20 protein-coding genes are annotated in these 17,864 nt (G+C 36.8%); 18 read left to right on the top strand and 2 right to left on the bottom strand.

The window, feature by feature from the left end; genetic code table 11:
* Positions 1–49: 49 nt before the first annotated feature.
* The 11 genes from HRT55_RS16250 (at position 50) to HRT55_RS16200 (ending at position 7,281) form a co-directional block, all read left to right on the top strand.
* Positions 50–427 (top strand): VOC family protein, encoded by a 378-nt coding sequence (locus tag HRT55_RS16250; protein ID WP_291622933.1) that lies wholly within the window; start codon positions 50–52, stop codon positions 425–427.
* A 466-nt stretch (positions 428–893) separates the two neighbouring features.
* Positions 894–1,118, top strand: coding sequence for a hypothetical protein (locus tag HRT55_RS16245; RefSeq protein WP_291622931.1), 225 nt, complete (start codon positions 894–896; stop codon positions 1,116–1,118).
* 152 nt (positions 1,119–1,270) lie between these two features.
* Positions 1,271–1,642: a VOC family protein gene (locus HRT55_RS16240; protein WP_291622929.1), complete on the top strand. Its 372-nt coding sequence runs from the start codon at positions 1,271–1,273 to the stop codon at positions 1,640–1,642.
* 67 nt (positions 1,643–1,709) lie between these two features.
* On the top strand, positions 1,710–2,252 hold the full coding sequence (gene folE, locus HRT55_RS16235; protein WP_291622927.1) for a GTP cyclohydrolase I FolE: 543 nt from the start codon (positions 1,710–1,712) through the stop codon (positions 2,250–2,252).
* On the top strand, positions 2,252–3,052 hold the full coding sequence (locus tag HRT55_RS16230) for an SDR family NAD(P)-dependent oxidoreductase (protein WP_291622925.1): 801 nt from the start codon (positions 2,252–2,254) through the stop codon (positions 3,050–3,052). Before folE ends, HRT55_RS16230 begins: the two co-directional genes overlap by 1 nt.
* Complete coding sequence (locus HRT55_RS16225; protein ID WP_291614618.1) at positions 3,025–3,375, top strand: dihydroneopterin aldolase; 351 nt, start codon at positions 3,025–3,027, stop codon at positions 3,373–3,375. Before HRT55_RS16230 ends, HRT55_RS16225 begins: the two co-directional genes overlap by 28 nt.
* Entirely contained in the window at positions 3,375–3,788 is a 414-nt protein-coding gene (gene folK, locus HRT55_RS16220) for a 2-amino-4-hydroxy-6-hydroxymethyldihydropteridine diphosphokinase (RefSeq protein ID WP_291622923.1), read from the top strand. Before HRT55_RS16225 ends, folK begins: the two co-directional genes overlap by 1 nt.
* 140 nt (positions 3,789–3,928) lie before the next feature.
* Positions 3,929–5,146 carry an EAL and HDOD domain-containing protein gene (locus HRT55_RS16215; protein ID WP_291622921.1) on the top strand — a complete coding sequence of 406 codons (1,218 nt, stop codon included), beginning with the start codon at positions 3,929–3,931 and terminating at the stop codon, positions 5,144–5,146.
* 105 nt (positions 5,147–5,251) lie between these two features.
* Complete coding sequence (locus HRT55_RS16210) at positions 5,252–5,542, top strand: DUF3817 domain-containing protein (RefSeq protein ID WP_291622919.1); 291 nt, start codon at positions 5,252–5,254, stop codon at positions 5,540–5,542.
* Between the two features lie 233 nt (positions 5,543–5,775).
* Positions 5,776–6,720, top strand: coding sequence for a carbon-nitrogen hydrolase family protein (locus HRT55_RS16205; protein WP_291622917.1), 945 nt, complete (start codon positions 5,776–5,778; stop codon positions 6,718–6,720).
* A 156-nt stretch (positions 6,721–6,876) separates the two neighbouring features.
* Positions 6,877–7,281: a hypothetical protein gene (locus HRT55_RS16200; RefSeq protein ID WP_291622915.1), complete on the top strand. Its 405-nt coding sequence runs from the start codon at positions 6,877–6,879 to the stop codon at positions 7,279–7,281.
* A 38-nt stretch (positions 7,282–7,319) separates the two neighbouring features.
* On the opposite strand, the gene HRT55_RS16195 is transcribed toward HRT55_RS16200, so the two are convergent.
* A complete protein-coding gene (locus HRT55_RS16195; protein WP_291622913.1) occupies positions 7,320–8,321 on the bottom strand; it encodes a tRNA (adenine(22)-N(1))-methyltransferase TrmK in 1,002 nt (333 codons plus the stop codon).
* A gap of 392 nt (positions 8,322–8,713) precedes the next feature.
* Between HRT55_RS16195 and HRT55_RS16190 the strand changes: the two genes are divergently transcribed.
* The 5 genes from HRT55_RS16190 (at position 8,714) to HRT55_RS16170 (ending at position 15,282) form a co-directional block, all read left to right on the top strand.
* Complete coding sequence (locus HRT55_RS16190; protein ID WP_291622912.1) at positions 8,714–10,648, top strand: EAL domain-containing protein; 1,935 nt, start codon at positions 8,714–8,716, stop codon at positions 10,646–10,648.
* Positions 10,649–11,315: 667 nt separating this feature from the next.
* Positions 11,316–12,278: a hypothetical protein gene (locus HRT55_RS16185; RefSeq protein WP_291622911.1), complete on the top strand. Its 963-nt coding sequence runs from the start codon at positions 11,316–11,318 to the stop codon at positions 12,276–12,278.
* Between the two features lie 281 nt (positions 12,279–12,559).
* Positions 12,560–13,849: a sphingomyelin phosphodiesterase gene (locus HRT55_RS16180; protein ID WP_291622910.1), complete on the top strand. Its 1,290-nt coding sequence runs from the start codon at positions 12,560–12,562 to the stop codon at positions 13,847–13,849.
* Positions 13,849–14,805, top strand: coding sequence for a chromosome segregation ATPase (locus HRT55_RS16175; protein WP_291622909.1), 957 nt, complete (start codon positions 13,849–13,851; stop codon positions 14,803–14,805). The genes HRT55_RS16180 and HRT55_RS16175 overlap by 1 nt, the downstream gene beginning before the upstream one ends.
* A 312-nt stretch (positions 14,806–15,117) precedes the next feature.
* Entirely contained in the window at positions 15,118–15,282 is a 165-nt protein-coding gene (locus HRT55_RS16170; protein ID WP_291622907.1) for a hypothetical protein, read from the top strand.
* A 263-nt stretch (positions 15,283–15,545) separates the two neighbouring features.
* Here HRT55_RS16170 and HRT55_RS16165 read toward each other — a convergent pair whose 3' ends face one another.
* Positions 15,546–16,454 carry a LysR family transcriptional regulator gene (locus HRT55_RS16165; protein WP_291622906.1) on the bottom strand — a complete coding sequence of 303 codons (909 nt, stop codon included), beginning with the start codon at positions 16,452–16,454 and terminating at the stop codon, positions 15,546–15,548.
* Between the two features lie 91 nt (positions 16,455–16,545).
* On the opposite strand from HRT55_RS16165, the gene HRT55_RS16160 reads away from it, so the two are divergent.
* A complete protein-coding gene (locus HRT55_RS16160) occupies positions 16,546–16,920 on the top strand; it encodes a nuclear transport factor 2 family protein (protein ID WP_291622905.1) in 375 nt (124 codons plus the stop codon).
* Positions 16,892–17,791 (top strand): alpha/beta fold hydrolase, encoded by a 900-nt coding sequence (locus tag HRT55_RS16155; protein ID WP_291622903.1) that lies wholly within the window; start codon positions 16,892–16,894, stop codon positions 17,789–17,791. Before HRT55_RS16160 ends, HRT55_RS16155 begins: the two co-directional genes overlap by 29 nt.
* The last annotated feature ends 73 nt before the right edge of the window (positions 17,792–17,864 follow it).

The raw sequence follows: 17,864 nt of genomic DNA, 5'->3' as shown, positions 1-17,864 counted from the left end.
ACAGTGTACGTGCAATTATGCATTAAAATAGCTATTAAGGATAATTATTATGATAAAACTCTCAGTAAGTATTGACGTATCAGACTTAAAACAAGCCGAAAGTTTTTATATTGAAGCGCTTGGTTGTAAAAAAATTCGTGATCAAGGAGCTAAAATGGTGGTACTTGCCGTAGATAATTGCGATATCTATTTACTAGAAAAGTCAGCTGGCTCTAAGCCCCTACCAACAGAAAGTGATGTTAACCGCGACTATGGGCGTCATTGGACACCCATTCATTTAGATTTTCTCTGTGAAAATGTCGATGAACTGGTTGAGAGAATAGTGAAATTAGGCGGTGCTCATGAAGGAGGCGAGAGCGGTGACTGGGGCTCTATTGCTCATTGTGTAGACCCTTTTGGCAATGGCTTTTGTGTCATTAATGAGTAAATTTGCTAATAAGTAATCGAGTAAGCATCAAAGTAAATATTATAGAAAGTAAACTACAGAGGCATGTTCAATTATGGCTAGGTGTAAAATATACTGACTGAATTTAGTTCACCAATCAATTCAAGATCATCAACCTCCAGCTAAGCCACTATTTAGCTAGATATAATTGACAATCCTCACTAATATTCAATCCACACGCTCAACATAGCAATATAGTTAAAATAAGAACTTGAAATTTAAGGGCTTTAGGGTAAGTTATTAACTATGCAAGTAGATGGTATAACTAATACCAATTCCACTAAGTTATTGCCCATTTGTGCTGGTTAAAATAGCCCAAGACTACGTTACTCTCAATCCCAATAGCCAGCTATTGGTCAATCGAGCGCCTTGTCCTGAAATATTTTTCCTAAGCACAACAAGATCACAAACTTAATGGAAATGGTATAACACATGTTTAGGGGTTATTATGAACAACTCTGATATTACTAGTTCACAAGAAATACTACTGAAAGTAAGTAAGATTATTGAAACTGAGTGTGCGCAAGATGCAAGTGCCTTACTGGTCGATGGTTTCGTTTTGCTGGGTGTTGGCAACAGTTTTTTTGCCGATACCGAAAATCGTTTTGTTTATACAATGGGTTTTCCGAAACCCATTGAAGAGCTGAGTCACTGGGCTAGCTCTAATTTTTAATGATTATTTTTTGAAAGGTGTAGATATAAGCTGTTTTAGGCTCGTATTTTTGATCAATAATTATTGCCCTCGAACGCGGACTTACCGTCCTAAAAAACTTTATATAAACAAGCTATATAAAAATATTTTGTCCTGATACGAAGGAATGTAAAATGGAATTAGGTAAATTTTCAGTAAGTTTATCAGTGAGTGACATCGAAGCGTCAAAATGTTTTTATCATAAAATGGGCTTCGAGGTAGTTGGCGGAGAACAATCGCAAAACTGGTTAATCGTTAAAAACGGTGCACATACTATCGGTTTATTTCAGGGTATGTTTAGCGGCAATATCATGACTTTCAATCCTGGTTGGGATAAAGATTGTAAAACACTTGAATCCTTTACTGACATTAGAGCGCTATTAAAAGAGTTTCAGGCGCAAGGTATCGACATAATTGAACAATCTATTACTGGTGAAAGTGGTCCTGCAAGTCTCTCTATTAAAGACCCCGATGGCAATGCAATTCTCATAGACCAGCATGTGTAAACATGCCATAGCAAATTAATAAATTTAGTTGAAAATTCAGTTTAAAAATTAAACAGGTAACAAAAAAGTGGAACAAGATTTTAAAGCGATTATCGAAAAAATAGGTGAAGACCCACAACGTGAAGGTTTAGTCGATACACCTAAACGCGCAGCAAAAGCGCTAAAATTCTTAACTCAAGGCTATGACCAGGATTTAAATACTGTCATTAACGGCGCCTTATTCAGCTCAGATTGTGATTCTATGGTTGTTGTTAACAACATTGAATTATATTCGTTATGTGAACACCACATGCTTCCTTTTACTGGCCTCTGCCACATTGGTTATATCCCAAACGGAAAAGTATTAGGCTTATCTAAATTGGCTCGTATTGTTGATATGTACGCACGCCGTTTGCAAATTCAGGAAAATCTAACACAGCAAATTGCCGAAGCTATCATGGCGGTTACTGATGCCAAAGGTGTTGGTGTGGTTATGTCAGCATCACATTTATGTATGCGTATGCGCGGTGTTGAAAAACAGAACTCCCAAATGAAAACTTCATGTATGCTCGGTTCATTCTTGAAATGCAAAGACACTCGTGCGGAATTTTTACAGTTGATTAGAGATTAATGAATAGTAATTCTTGGGTATTAGTCACTGGTGGGGCAAAGCGCATTGGCGCGTTTATCAACCAAAAGTTTGCCAAAAGCGGTAAGAATATCGTCTTACATTACCATCAATCTGAAAGCGCCGCCTTAGCCTTAAAAGTGCAATTAGAAGCACACAATATCAAGGTGGTTTTATGGCAAGCTGATTTAGCTGACCCGGCTAGCATTGAGCAACGCTTTCGCGAGTTACTAACGCAGGTTACTCATATTGAATTGTTGATAAATAATGCCTCTGTGTTTGAGCAAGGCTCATTACTTGAAACTTCTTTAGAGCAAATTCAAAACAATTTGAATATTCACCTGACTAGCCCTTGGTTATTAATTCAGGCCATGACAAATCAAAAGATAAAACAGCGTAAACCTTGTCAAATCATTAATATTTCAGATGCGAATTTAGCACACCTTTACACCAGTAAAGCTGCCTATTTTATCTCGAAAAAAGCCCAAGAAACATTAACTGAATTGGCGGCTATCGAATGTGCACCTAATGTCAGAGTGAATGCCATAGCTCCGGGTTTTGTTTTAGAAGCTACGAGTGTAGCTAGTACAGAGGAAAATACTCAAGTAAGTAGCCAAACCAAATCTCAATTAGACACTCGATTAGATAATAAAGAAATCAATATTTTACAACGCCAAGTGCCGTTAGCTGATTTATATTCAGCAATAGAATTTTTATCAAATAATCATTCTATTACCGGACAAACACTGCAAATAGACGGAGGGAGTCACTTACAATGTCCATCATATATGTTGAACAACTAGAAATTTATACCATTCTCGGTATCACAGCAGAAGAACGTGAGAACAAACAAAAACTCATCATTGATTATTGGATTGACGCCGATATATCTAAGGCTATGATGTCTGATGATATCGCGGATTGTGTGAATTACCGCACCGTCAACAAAGAGATCTTGTCTGTGGTATTAAACTCCAGTTATAACACCATTGAACGATTATTAGGCATACTACTAGAGTTGATTCTATCCTTTGAAGGGGTCTTACACGCCAAGTTGAAAATTGCCAAACCAGGAGCCTTACGTTACGCAAAAAGTGTTTCGGTTACTGCGGAACGTTCCGCTTAATGCCATTTTATATTGTCGCGGCTGGCTCAAATATTGAGGCTGAAAAGCATATTCAACAAGCGTTTGAGCAACTTAAAAGAATGGATTGTCAGGTGAGTATCGCTACATTACTACACACCAAAGCGGTGGGATTTACCGAGCAGGCCGACTTTATTAATACCGCCTTTTCATTTGATTGTGCGCTTAATGCCACTGACTTGAAAGTCGAGTTGAAAAATATTGAAGCACAGTTGGGACGCGTACGGACCAGTAATAAAAATGGCCCGCGCACCATAGACTTAGACATTGTAAAAATAGACCACAATATTATTGATGATGATTATTACCAATACGACTTTGTTAAAAAATCAGTAGATGAACTGGTTGAGAGGCAGGCGATAAAAAATGGTGGTAATAAACTCGACGGTAATTAACTACGCAGCTTTAACTGCATTATAATTTTTGGTTTTAAACTTATTTCATTAAATACAAAGATGTAAGATATGTGAAATTTATGTAAACATGCTACGTGCTTAACGTTATAATTAAGCAACTAAGATAATTAGGCTTTGAAATGAAGAAGACTTACATAGCGCGACAAGCTGTTTTTGATAGGAATCTCGATACCATTGGCTATGAATTGTTTTTCAGAGATACTGCAGAAAATAAGTTCCCCGAAGTTGATCAAGATATTGCTAGCTCTAAGCTTATCATTCAAAACCATATACAAAGCGACATTCAAACCTTATGCATGGGGAAATTGGCCTTTATCAATTTTACCGAAAGTAATTTAATCCATAAGTTTCCATTAATGTTTGATAAAGACTTAATTGTTATTGAACTAGTAGGTCATAAAAAACCATCGGCAAACTTAGTTAAAATTGTCAGTTATTATCACAAACATGGCTATAAAATAGCGTTAACGGAATATGATTTAGCCATTCATTGGGATGTGCTATTTCCTTATATCGATATAGTTAAAGTTAATATAGAAAAAATAAATACCAAACGCTTGATTCCAGCAGTTGCCCGAATGAAAACCTTCGACATCAGTATTGTTGCAGAACGAGTGGAAACAAGAAACCAACAGCAAACACTCGCTGAAGTCGGTTTTAATTATTTTCAAGGCTATTTTTATCACAAAACTGAAATGATTGAGGGGCAGACCTTAACAACAGTAAAGACCATGATGATGCAGTTGCTGAGCGAAACATCTAAAAGCGTGCTCGATTTTGGCAAAGTATCACAAATTATTAGCCAAGACGTTAACCTAACCATAGGTTTATTGAAAATGGTTAATAACGTTTCAACAGGCGCCAATGTTGAAATAAACTCTTTAAGACAAGCCGCAACTTATTTAGGTGAAGAAAAGTTAAGGCAGTTAGTTGCTATTTTAGCCTTATCAAACCTAACTTCAGAAAGAGCTGATGAAGTCTGTAAACAAGCCTTGATTACAGGCAGGATGATGGAAACCTTGAGTACTAAAAATCACTTTGTTTCAGTCAAAGAATTTGCCTTTATTACCGGCTTACTGAGTTCTATTGAAGTTATTCTCTCCATGCCAGTTGCCGAAATTCTTAAAACGATGCCATTGGCTAGTCCTATTGAAAAAGCATTAATAGCGAATGATGGTGTATTAGGTGAGTTATTAAATTTAACTACGGCATTTATTTCAGACAATAATGAGAATATTCTTCAACTTATTACTAAGCAGGGTCTTAGTAAAGAGATTATCCAGCAAGAATTTCTTAATGCCTGTAAATGGTGCCAAACATTAGAATTAAACAGCTAATTATTTACCCAGCTAATAGCTAGGTTAGCAACTAACTACAATTATAAGTTTGACCCCATGCTCTTGGCACAGGATAATGCCGTTTTCGTTTTACCGGTAATAATAATGCTCAAGTATTTTCGTGTCATCAGTATTTTAGAAGGCTTATCTTTCTTAATTTTATTAAGCGTTACCCTTGGCTTTGTCAGCCGAGATTACGTGTCTCTATTAGGTATGAGCCACGGTGTATTATTCATGCTTTACCTTTTGTTATCTTTGATAGTTGCTAATAAGCAGCAGTGGTCATTACTCACTTGGTTGTCTTTATTTATTGCCTCAATTGTTCCTTTTGCTTTTATTGGCGTAGAAGTATTTCTCAGTAGAGTTTTGGGGCATCAAAAATTAGCTGAGGCATAGCACCGAGAAGAATGTTTCATTGCTATAAATTTTAAAGCCCTTTAAGGGCTTTTTTTATGTTCAAATTTACAGAATGATAAATATTGCTCAAGTTAAAATAAGTAGCATACTGACCTTAGTCATACATCTCTGGGTAGATTAGAGCAAGGAACAAAAGTTACTAATAAGCTAATAACGTTAGTATTCACCTATAATTATCTTTATGAGTTTGTTAGTTAACTATAGGGGCAGTTATGCACAAAGTAGCCATCATTCAAGAGGCACCTTATGTTCTTGATAAGATACGTACCATTAAAAAAGCGGCAGAGTTGATTAACTCAGTAGCTGCACAAGGCGCTAAACTCATTGTTTTCCCGGAAGCATTTATTCCAGGATATCCTGCTTGGATATGGCGACTCAGACCAGGTGGCGATTGGACTACCAATGAAGAGCTACATGTTAGGTTACTTAAAAATTCGGTTGATCTATCTTCTGATGACCTCAAACCAATGCTCGAAGCGGCCAAAGATAATGATGTGACTGTAGTTTGTGGTATTAACGAGCGTGATAACCTTAATAGCCAAGCAACAATTTTCAACGCAGTGATAACCATTAACGGCCAAGGTAAAATCATTAATAATCATCGTAAACTTATGCCAACGAATCCTGAACGCATGGTTTGGGGTATGGGCGATGGCCACGGCTTAAATGTACTTGATACCCCCGTCGGAAAAATTGGCAGCCTAATATGCTGGGAAAGCTACATGCCTTTAGCAAGGTATTCGTTATATGCTCAAGGCTTGGAAATATATATTGCACCAACCTATGACAGTGGTGAAGCATGGGTTGGCACTATGCAGCATATTGCCAGAGAAGCTAAGTGTTGGGTTTTATCATGTGGTGTTGCCTTAGAAAGAAAAGATCTCCCCAAGGACTTTCCTAAACTTGATGAACTTTATCCCATAGATGAAGAATGGATTAATCCAGGAGGCTCATTGATTGTATCTCCTAGTGGCGAAATCATCTCAGGGCCATTATCAAAAGAAAAAGGTTATCTCATCGCAGACATCGATGTTGAATTAGCCGCGAGTTCAAAGCGAGCTTTAGACGTTGCCGGTCACTACGCAAGACCAGATATTTTTACTCTACAAGTTGATAAATCGAGGCAATCATCAACGTATTTTAAAAATAATAGTTAATCATAGTTGTTGTCAATGTAGGCACTACTTTGAATAGCTAAAGCGTCAAAACCTTGTGTAATGAACAACGAGTATAAATTCTATATAGCTAAGTTTTAATATAAAATAGCTTAAGATAATTAATACCCTGAAGATGGGCGAAGTAAGGAATAGTGTGTGATTTCAAAGAAGGTAAGAGAGCTATTTGTCTCATTAATGGAAGCAGGGGCTGATGCTGAGGTTTCATATGATGTTGAAACTGAACAATACTGTGGTTATTTCAATAGTGCCGTGGTTGATAAATATATTGAATTGGGCGCACTAGAGCTTGTAGAAGAAGCCGGTGATGCTATAACCATTTTGATTAACAACCGCGATGATTTCTTAAGCTCTTTTGCTGCAGGAATTAGAGAGGCTAAACTTGGTAACGATCAATCTTATGCCGATTACAACGCCAATCCATTTGCCTTTTCCGTAGGTTTTGAGCATTTCCATAAAATAGCCAAGAAAAAAAGACCTGACCTCGACTATATCTGCCATGGTTTTGAAAATACTGAAACAGGTTTAACACACCAACAATAGTGCCGAAGGTTGCAGTTATAATAAGTAAAATTAAATCGTTAGTTTACTAAAACAGGTAAAATTACCGCACGATAAGCATCAATAATGTGTTGAACATCCACGTTAACATTGTTGGTCTTTGTTTGTTGATTATCTTGCTTATTGCTTTGCTGCAAACCCTTTTGCATACGTTGATAATGATTAAGGGTTTTATTTAAGTATTTATCTGCTATTTCAGCTTGGCTTAATGATACTTTTCTTGAATGCTCTTTTGAGTTTTTTATTGAAAGGCCGCTTGAATCTATAGTTAATTGTGTCCTTGGGTCTGACAACCAAATTTTATCGCCAACCGGATTTATTTTACTATTTACTCTACTTTCCGCTGCGCTGCTTGATGACACCAACAATACTTCATAAAAGCGTTGGTTTTCTTCCACCAACACTTCATCTATCAAGCTAAAATCTAACTCGATTAACTTACTACGTAATGAGAATTGGTGATGAACAGGGCACAGTAAGAAATCAATCGCTAAGCTTTTATGCTGCTGATTGATAGCCTCAATAAACTTAATCATCAAGTCTCCGCCAATCCCGGCAATAATAACCAGATGTTTTCCATCGTATTGATCTAATGGCAGCTTTGCCACATCTAAACAGTGGGTTTGCCAGTTTTTTGCAATGACTGTATTTAATGAACTTGAATAAAAACGCTGTAGTTTATTTTCTAGTTCAGCCATTAGCTCGGGCACGATATCAACAAAATGGATGTCGCTATCTTTGTTTCTAGCTGTGTTACTCACTATATTGACGGGCATATCCGAAGAAGTGTCAGAAATAGTAGCCTCAACTTGCCTATTTAATAAAGCGCAGCCAAGCAAGCCATGATCACAACAACAATCCCAAATATGGCCATATTCTTCTGAAGTCGCCATTTTTTCTATTTGCTGTAATCGCTTACCTAATTTAAGGCTATGTTTAGCGCTTTTCTTTAGGCTTGATTTCATGTTGGAACTTGCGCTGTCTTTCAAGAGGAATGCTTCGATGGTTATAAACATCGTCATTGTATAGCGATGTTCTTTAACCAACAAGCAGTTCAACTATGAAAAATAATGAGCGGCTAATACCAGTAGGGCATATTTGTACTTTTTAACTTCCTACGTAGAGACTTGTAAAACACTTTAGAACTGCTTATTACCACTTTTAGCTCTTAAAGCAGACGATTGAAGCAATATCACTTTGGTGATAAATACGACTAAAGACTAGACATAGAAAACTCAATAATAAGAAAGTAAGCCTAAATATAAATATCTATTTCAAAAATTTATCAGCTACGCCAATAAAACCATAATAATTGGATGCCTGTACAAAAGCCTAAAGGAGCTTTTTTACTTTTATCATTGCATATTGTTACAAGTTGTTACAATATGTGTTTTATTTTTGATGAGGTATGCTAATGGAGCAAATAAAAACAGGTACGTGGAAGTCAAATGCACTTTTCATGTCAGTATTCTTGTTGTTAACCTATGTTTTATTACTTGCTTCAATGGCAAAAAATAGCAATAAATTAGTGACTCAAAATAGCTTTATAACAGTTGATAAAGCTGAGCTGGTTACCTTAAGTCATTTTGACAAGTTGATAACAACAGTACTGTTAAATCCGCAAGGCTATTTATATCGAGATGAAGTTTTTATTATCTCAGGGCAACAGCATAATAAAGTTAACATACACTCATTTGAAGAGCATTTATTTGCCTCATTCATTGATATGGCTATCCCTTTTGCTGCGTTATTTCTTATCGCACTGACCACCATTGTAATTAATGCATTTTATTACCGTAACAAAGTGAGTAAAGAGATTGCACCGCTTTGTCGTAAAGTTGACAGTATTATCAGCAGCTATCAATTAAGTAACAATAACCATCAAAGCGCAGCGAATATAAATGGTTTAAATCACTCTTTAGATTTTTTACAGCAGATTAGCCATGAATACCAAGTGAAGGCAGAGGAACATAGCTTCTGTGACAAGCTAACTCACCTCGTTGACCGATATCACTTTTTAGAACATATAAATAAGCAGTTAACATTAACAGCTGCAGCAGGAACAAAGAGTGGTTTACTCTTTATTGATCTCGATGGCTTTAAGTCGGTAAATGACTCTTACGGTCACTCCTTTGGCGATGAAGTGTTAATCCAAGTAGCAGAGCGATTAAGGTCTATAGTACGTCGAAAAAACCTTAGTTTTAAGCAAGATAATAATGCCCTTGAATATAACTTATCGCGTTTAGGTGGCGATGAATTTACATTATTTATTCAACATTTAGAGGATCCGGAGCACTCCATCAGTGTAGCAATTGACATACTACAAGAATTAGAAAGAGACTTTATTTTAGGCAATAAAACCATAAAAATTAGTGCTAGTATAGGTATTGCAATATACCCGGATAGTGCTGCGACCCCACACGCTTTAATACAAATGGCTGATGTCGCTATGTATCGCGCTAAAACGGAAGGTCGGGGCGTTTATCGTATTTATTCCCCTGAAATGGGCGCTAAATTACGCCGTTATCATTATTTGCTTGATGAAATGCGTCAGGCGCTAGACTCATCTAATTTCTTCTTAACTTTTCAGCCAATAATTGAAATTAACGATTATGGAATTAGTTACTTTGAAGCTTTAGTACGATGGCAACATCCTGCTGAAGGGACTATTGGACCCGATGAATTTATTCCAATTGCAGAAGACTCTAATCTAATACTCGAGTTAGGGGATTGGATCCTTGATGAAGCTTGTCGTCAAATGGCGGCTTGGTATAACGCAGGAATGAAAAAGGTGCGAATTTCAGTTAACGTTTCACCTATTCAGCTAAAACATAAATCTTTGTATGATTGGATCACAGCGAGCCTTGCTAAATCGGGCTTGCCGGCACATTCATTAATGTTAGAAATTACTGAAAGCTGCTTTATTGAAGCATCAGATAAGTTGTTCAATGAGCTAGAAAAACTGCGTTCTGATGGAGTAATGATTGCTATTGATGACTTTGGTACTGGTTTTAGTTCATTATCTGTCTTAGCTAATTTACCTGTAGATGTATTAAAAATTGATAAGTTGTTTGTTACCGAGGCGATACATAATATTAAATATCATAAAATATTGCACTCGATTGTGGATATGGCTTTAAAACTTGAATTAAAAGTAGTTGCTGAAGGTATTGAGCATAAAGAGCAACTCGAGCTGTTAAGGACCTTAGGTGTTAAAAAGATTCAAGGTTACCTGATTAGTAGACCACAACGTTCTAATTATGTGGGAGATAAAATATTTGAACATGGTATAAATCATATGGCGCAAACAGGAACAAGCCGCTGGCCACCACAAATTAATGAATATTAAATCCATCTAATAGCTACAAATTCTTAAATATACCAGCCAAATGCTATCATTTGGCTGGCTTTTCACCTTAATAAATTACTCACCTTTATCCATTTCAATGAAGATAAACAAATCCGCGGCTTAAATTTAGCCTTAATTGACCCCAAACAAGTAAACAATGCGATAAAAAAACTGCCCACTAGTTAAATAAGTAAAGATTCTGGCTATCTAGCTATAAAAATTTGTTTAACATTGCCTCCATTGGAACATTTTATAGCGCATAAGCTTGCATATTAATCATGCTGTTTAACTAAGTCGGTCATTTATCGAACTATTTTGATCAAACAAAACTTTTAATATTGAATAAACACCCATTTAAGGTGTAACGAGATGCGTACGATTACAAGTAGTGTCGCTAGCTGAATTTTATAATGGTACTAAGGTACAACTAAGCTACAGCTTAGTTTTTTAACACAATGCTTACACATGTATCACACACAATAAATATTTATCTCACAGTCTGTTAACGAACTTTAACTTTTTTAAGTTTTGGTCTCTGTATATTAAGCACCAGTTGAACGGCAGAGGTATGTCCCTCCGCTCTACTATTATTTACTCACTAGCTAAGTTTGTTGTATTGGTTTTATAAAAATTAATCACTTAGCTCAAAATGTTTATGGAGATTTACATGAAAAAGATTCTTTCTATTACTTTAGCCGTTAGTGCAGCGCTTTCTACTTCTGCAATGGCCTCAGTTGGCGGTAACGGTATTTTCGGTGATGTAGCTTTTATTAATGACAAAGGCACCAACACTTCTGCAGCCATTTCACAAAATGATGTTAACGAAACCGTTATTGGCGCAACACACAGAATGGAAAACGGTGTATTCATCGGCGGAGAAACAACTTACGATTGGAACAGCGCAACTTCAGGTCATAAAGCAACAACAGTTGGTGCTGGTTACCGCTTCAACATTTCAGAAAATTTTTACATCATGCCACAAGCAAGTTACACATTCCGTGACCACGCCAGTGATTACAGCTATGGTTTAGACCCATTTGCCAGTATCCAAATGGACGATGGAACAAATTGGAACGCAGGTACTGACTACAATGTCGGCGATACTTGGTCAGTAGGTTTTCAATCGGCTTACCATTTAGACAACGGACTGTTTTTTGCGGCACGTTATACTTATGAAAAAAGTGATGATGATTTTAGTATCGGAAGTATTGTTACCAGTCCAATATCTGATAGTTCAATGAACCCAGTTATAGAAACAGCTCCTCAAGCCGGATTTAATGCTAATGTCGGTAATCATGAAATGGAATTAACTGTCGGTTACAAACTTGATAATGTTGCATTATTATCAGCTAGCTGGAAACAAACTAAGTTTAGTGATGTCTCGGGTTACAGCAACTCATACCCGGTTCCCGAGCAGCTCATGGTTCCTGTAAATACAAGCTCAACAAAGTTTAAAGGTAAGTCAGACGATTTCGAAGTACGTGCGGCATACTTAGGTTTTGAAAACGCCATGCCATTTGTAAGTTTTACCCGTGTTGGTGATCACACCATCAAATCAAATGCCATGCCAAGCAACTTAGTCGGTAGCTCGGAGAATGTTTTAGAAGTAGGTTTCTCTTACAACTTCTAAGTCATTCCTAGGTAAGACTTAGCAAATGCTAAATTTAAAAAGCAGCTCATTGAGCTGCTTTTTAGTGGGTGTCTGTTTAATTATTCATTTTATGGGGCCATTTTGTTTTATTGTTTTATTGTTTTAACTCACTTAAGTAAATATTTAATATTATTGTATTTTTACTGTCATATTGTTAATTTAATCTCATATTGGCTCGATCAACAATTAAAGGATTTGATGTGAATATACAAAAAAATGTAATAAAAAAGGTATTAACCACGACTTGCTTCAGCTGCCTTATGAGTGCAACAGCACTTGCCGACAGTGATATATATCTGACAAATAACTCCAACCAGACCATGTCGATTCAAGTGAACCATAGCGGTTCAGATATACTTGAGGAAGGCGTAGAATGGCAACAACATATCCAGACTCTCAAACCATGGGAAACAAAAATGCTATTAAGTTTTAATCGCTGGGAAGGGGTTAACTCGGGTGATACTTATCAGTTCGAAACTGTTGTGACTAATGAAAATGGCGAGTCACTGTCGTTGTTACAACAAGTAAAAGGATATTGGTATAAATCAACACTTGATCATAGTGCGAGTACCAATGATGTTTCTTTGAATTGGAGCAATGATCGTGAGATTCACCGTCATCAATCGCGCTATAACAGTAGCAGCAATAATACTGAAATTGCCTTTAAAGCGAGTGAAACTAAACGTTATGATGATATTTATTACAGCATCACACCGAAAAAGATTGATGAGCAGCCAGTAGCAGACGCAAACACTCTCAAAATTATGTCATATAACGTATGGGCTCTGCCAGTAATTGCAAAACACATCGATGACCGTTTTCAGGAAATACCGAAACATTTAATAGGCTATGATGTCTTAATGCTACAAGAGGTATTTGCTTCTGGGCGTGATGCATTTTTACGTGAGCTTGCTAAAGAATATCCATACCAAACCAAGATGCTAGATTCTCCTGGGGCTAATATTTATGACGGTGGTGTCATAATCGTAAGTCGCTATCCAATTGTTAATGAAGGACAATACGTTTACCCTGATTGTTCTGGTACCGACTGTTTTGCAGACAAAGGTCTGAATTATGCTGAAATTATTAAAAATGGTAAGGCTTACCACCTATTAGCAACGCACACGGCATCATTTGATACAGATACCGCCCGAGATTATCGTCAACGTCAATTCCGTCAGATGCGTGACTTTGCCCAAGCGCAGAATATCCCCGCCAGCGATACTGTGGTTTATGGAGGTGATTTTAATGTCAACAAACGTAAATTCCCAACTGACTATCAACAGATGTTTGCCAACCTTAGCGCTGATGAACCTCAATATGCGGGTTATACAGAATCAACGTTCGATCCGCGTATCAATTCTTTTGCCGGAAATGCGTTATCGGGTGGTGAAAATATTGAATATCTTGATTATGTTGTGGTGAGTAATGAGTTTGCCAAACGCAACGAAAACATTAACACAGTCAAAATACCCCGTAGCACGGTTGCTAGTTTATGGAAGCATTGGAATTTGTCCGATCATTTCCCGGTTAAAGCGGTGATCCGTTAATGCGAGTGACATTACTACTAATAAGCGTTGCCATTCTTGGCAGCGTTTATTTTTTTATTACCGATGAAAAAATAATGAGCTCAGCTAAGCCGGAAAAAACGATCTCTCAATTATCTAAAAATGCTGAGGCAACAGGACAACCGACAATAACGTCGAATCAAACAAACCCACAGGTAGACATTAATCAGGAGTTCCCCAAACAGAAAAACCTGTTAGCAGATGGACAAGGTCAAAAGATAATGACGGCGCTAACAACATTCTGGCAGCAATGTCGTCGCTATGATAACTGTGAGCAATTGCTAATACAGCAGCAATTATTACTTAATCAAGAACGTTATCTGCTTTTACTGAACTTTCCTGATAACCAACAGGAACAACAGCGCTTAATGGGGGAGTTATTAATCAGTAAGGACACTAGCTTGGCGGATAAAATAGCGAATGTTCAAGCGATTAGAACACAAGTGTGGGGTAAAGATGCCAAGTTATTTTTCGAGCTGGAAGATGCCTATTATGATTACCGCTTATCGTTAACTGAGCCGGATAATCGCTTTAACCAAACTCACAATGCCGATGACTTTATTGAGCAATATAACCAATTGTTACAAGAACACAGCGCTGACTTAGACAGCTTTTCATTAAACACTGATATAGCCAAATATGAAGCGGCGTTGCAGTTAATCCCTGAAAATATGACTGAAGAGCAAAGCGCTAACATCAAGGCTCAATTAGCGAGTAAATACCTCACTGCCAATGAGCAACAATCCATAACCAGCAGAGGAGAACAAGTTAATCAGCAAACACAGGAAATAACGAACTACCAACAGGGATTAAGTCAACTTGAGACAACACTAACTCATGAACGTGCAACTTCAAAGAAAATGATGAATGAGCAAGATTGGCAAGTTTATAAAACTGAGCGCTTCTATCAATTTCGTCTTAAATTCTTTAACTCTTAGTGATAATCAGAAGTGTATTTCATCTACGTTTTGGTAAATTTAGCTAAAAGATTCCTACAGGTCAATCCTTGCAGATAATAGCTTGCGATGTTTTACATGCTATTGGTACATCGTATGGTGTAGAAATTCTCAAGGACGCCCCGCATTGGTTAGCAAAATAAGGGAAGTCAGGTTGTTGATTCACTTAGAAATGTACCCGGAGGTGTGCAACTTGGCACCGAAGCTAGCAGCGTACCAAACAAACTAGGCTCAGCAAATTTTGATCTGGGTATTATTGCGGGAACTCGGAGTATAAATTTGGTACTTTCTACAATGATGCCGAAAGTAGATGACGGTAAGGGATCCGTCGAAAACAGCAAGTTTGATGGCATGAGAGATCATATATGTTTACCAGTGACACATCCGTTCATGATGAAAAACAATAAGGTAATCAAGCAAGTGTTTCATTATCTTAATCATGATCAATTTAATCGCTAGGATATTTGGTTCCAAAGTAATTGATTCCGGAGAGTGCTGCCACTTGTTTAGGATCGGAGTTTATGAGCATACAGGCGAAACGTTGAATAAATAAAAGTGCAAATTAGAACATAAAAACTTCAGCTAACTTGCACTTTGTTACCATATATTATTACAGTAGCTATTTACTCGTATAGTATTGAAAATAACGTTACATTGCATTTATAGTTACATCAACTTGCATCATTTTTTCGAGGGGATGGCCACAAAAATTATTTAAAGGGTTATGATTTATTATTCATAGTTTTTTTCAAAAACTCGATTAGCCATTTTACTTTTAATGGCACGTTTTCTTTGTATGCGTGGACATAATAGATGTTATCCGTTTTCCCTTTTAAGTGCTCTAAAACATGTTGTATTTTTCCTTCATAAATATGTTTTTTTACAAAAATATCAGGTAACAAAGCGATTCCTAATCCAAGTGAAACCAAATCAAGTGCAACATTTGCACTGTTTACTTCAAATTTTGGTTTTAAACAAATATCAAACTGCGTATTGTTATTATCTTGAAAATGATGGATTAGGTTTGTTGTCTGCCAACTAGTGGCTATAAATGGATGCTCTTCGATATTATTAAGAGTTACTTTTTTTTCCAACGAAGATAAATAGCTACTTGATGCCACTAATATTTCACGATGTTCACCTATCTTACCGGCTTTTAACTCGCTGTCCTGTAGTACTCCCACACGAATAGCAATATCGATGCCTCTTTTTATAATATCTAAATTACCATCATCCACAATAAGCCGTGGTTCGACCTGTGGGAATTGTTTGTTTAACAGTTTAATTGCGGGTAAAACAAGGGGCTGTGCTAATGCCTGAGGTACGGTAATACTCAAACTACCTGTAGGTTGCTGTTTGATATTATTAATTTCATCAATCGTAATATCTAGCAAGGTTTTTAATTCCTCGCTTCGTTCTAATAATTTGTGCCCTACACTCGTTAAGCTTAATGCTCTGGTTGAACGAGTTAATAGCTGCACACCAAGATGTTGCTCTAGACGAGTGACGTATTGACTAATAGCCGACTTTGTTAAATCTAATTTCTCAGCAGCGGCAGTAAAACTGCCTTGTCTTATAACTTCCCTGAACACCATTAATAAGTGAAATAGGTTTTTTTGTTTAATTTTCATAAACAATAAGTTAACAAAAGTGATGTTTATTAGCAAATAACTTAACTATAAACTTAGCGTACAGTTCATTTAACGAGAAGATAAAACAATTATGACGATAAGTACTACTAAGGCAGAAGTATTAAATGCCAGTAAAAAATGGATAGAAGCATTCAATAGAGGAGATATTAGATATTGCTCTGAACAATATTTGGAGCAGGCCGTCATGGACGCCAGACCTATGGGGCAATATACAGGCCGTACTGAAATTTATGATTTCTGGCTAAATTTTGTCAGTAGTACTGGTGCAACTAACCTCAGCTACACGGAAATTCATATTGAAGTGTTAGATAAAGACAGCGCTAAATTATCTGCCAAGTGGTCAATGAATGTCGGTAAGGGGTTTATCAGTAAAGAGTTCTGGGTCAAAAAAGAGGGGACTTGGTGTTTCGCTGAAGATGACTTTACCGTTGAAGAGCAATTTTAATATTTTAAGGATTGAGTTAATGAGAAAACAGATATCAATAGCATTCTGCAGCCTGATAATTACTTTAATAAGTTGTTTACCAGTTAATGCAAAAACAAATAATTCAACCAATAGAGATCATGCAATGATTACATCAGAAAAAGAAACGTATTTATTAGTCCACTTAGCTTGGTTAGGTGCGTGGCAATGGGAAGGCGTTGTTTCAATTCTAAAAGAAAAAGGCCATCAAGTTTTCGCTCCTGATTTACCTGGCCACGGTAGTGACAAAACATCCCCAGCTGAAATAACAATGGATTCTTATGTCAAAACATTAACTGATATTTTAGATCAGCAAGACCAGCCAGTTATTCTTGTTGGTCACAGCTTTAATGGTATCACTGTCAGTCGTGCAGCAGAATTAAGGCCAAACAAAGTAAAAGGTATTGTCTATCTAAGCGCCTTTTTATTGCCAAAAGGTGGTTCGTTTATTAAGGCGGTACAAGGTGTGAAAGGCTCTATCGCAGTAGATAACTTTTTTCTTTCAGAAGATAAATCTTATGCATTGGTTAAAGAAGATGAAATTCAAAATGCTTTTGCGCATGATATCTCTCAAGAAGCGTTTGCCGCAGCTAAACCTAATATAGTGCCAGAGCCAGCAGCACCTTTAATGTATGAGCTTGAAATTACAGATGATAATTTTGGTCAGTTACCCAAGTACTATATTGAATGTACACAAGATAGAGCAATACCAATTTCAGTTCAGCGTGCTATGTATAGCGGAAAAGTTAACAAAAGATATAGTATTGATAGTAGTCATACCCCTAATTTTTCACAGCCAGCCAAGTTAGCCTCAATTTTACTTTCTATTGCAAAAGAAGTAACAAAATTATAAAAAGCTAAATTATGGGTCCATTGGGCCCATATTTTTATTTATCACTTTTATTTGAAACGGCAAATTACCACTA

The sequence above is a fragment of the Colwellia sp. genome (genome assembly GCF_013214175.1).
Lineage (GTDB): Bacteria > Pseudomonadota > Gammaproteobacteria > Enterobacterales > Alteromonadaceae > Colwellia.
This window is presented reverse-complemented; position numbering and strand designations above follow the sequence as displayed.

Excerpts from the sequence above, each read along its gene's own strand:
- HRT55_RS16240 (WP_291622929.1), top strand. The coding sequence starts at position 1,271 with ATGGAATTAGGTAAATTTTCAGTAAGTTTATCAGTGAGTGACATCGAA.
- HRT55_RS16195 (WP_291622913.1), bottom strand. The coding sequence starts at position 8,321 with ATGACGATGTTTATAACCATCGAAGCATTCCTCTTGAAAGACAGCGCA.
- HRT55_RS16175 (WP_291622909.1), top strand. The coding sequence starts at position 13,849 with ATGCGAGTGACATTACTACTAATAAGCGTTGCCATTCTTGGCAGCGTT.
- HRT55_RS16155 (WP_291622903.1), top strand. The coding sequence starts at position 16,892 with ATGACTTTACCGTTGAAGAGCAATTTTAATATTTTAAGGATTGAGTTA.
- HRT55_RS16180 (WP_291622910.1), top strand. The coding sequence starts at position 12,560 with ATGAGTGCAACAGCACTTGCCGACAGTGATATATATCTGACAAATAAC.
- HRT55_RS16165 (WP_291622906.1), bottom strand. The coding sequence starts at position 16,454 with ATGAAAATTAAACAAAAAAACCTATTTCACTTATTAATGGTGTTCAGG.
- HRT55_RS16215 (WP_291622921.1), top strand. The coding sequence starts at position 3,929 with ATGAAGAAGACTTACATAGCGCGACAAGCTGTTTTTGATAGGAATCTC.
- HRT55_RS16185 (WP_291622911.1), top strand. The coding sequence starts at position 11,316 with ATGAAAAAGATTCTTTCTATTACTTTAGCCGTTAGTGCAGCGCTTTCT.
- HRT55_RS16225 (WP_291614618.1), top strand. The coding sequence starts at position 3,025 with ATGTCCATCATATATGTTGAACAACTAGAAATTTATACCATTCTCGGT.
- folK (WP_291622923.1), top strand. The coding sequence starts at position 3,375 with ATGCCATTTTATATTGTCGCGGCTGGCTCAAATATTGAGGCTGAAAAG.
- HRT55_RS16245 (WP_291622931.1), top strand. The coding sequence starts at position 894 with ATGAACAACTCTGATATTACTAGTTCACAAGAAATACTACTGAAAGTA.
- HRT55_RS16210 (WP_291622919.1), top strand. The coding sequence starts at position 5,252 with ATGCTCAAGTATTTTCGTGTCATCAGTATTTTAGAAGGCTTATCTTTC.
- HRT55_RS16230 (WP_291622925.1), top strand. The coding sequence starts at position 2,252 with ATGAATAGTAATTCTTGGGTATTAGTCACTGGTGGGGCAAAGCGCATT.
- HRT55_RS16250 (WP_291622933.1), top strand. The coding sequence starts at position 50 with ATGATAAAACTCTCAGTAAGTATTGACGTATCAGACTTAAAACAAGCC.
- HRT55_RS16205 (WP_291622917.1), top strand. The coding sequence starts at position 5,776 with ATGCACAAAGTAGCCATCATTCAAGAGGCACCTTATGTTCTTGATAAG.
- HRT55_RS16190 (WP_291622912.1), top strand. The coding sequence starts at position 8,714 with ATGGAGCAAATAAAAACAGGTACGTGGAAGTCAAATGCACTTTTCATG.
- HRT55_RS16170 (WP_291622907.1), top strand. The coding sequence starts at position 15,118 with ATGATGCCGAAAGTAGATGACGGTAAGGGATCCGTCGAAAACAGCAAG.
- HRT55_RS16160 (WP_291622905.1), top strand. The coding sequence starts at position 16,546 with ATGACGATAAGTACTACTAAGGCAGAAGTATTAAATGCCAGTAAAAAA.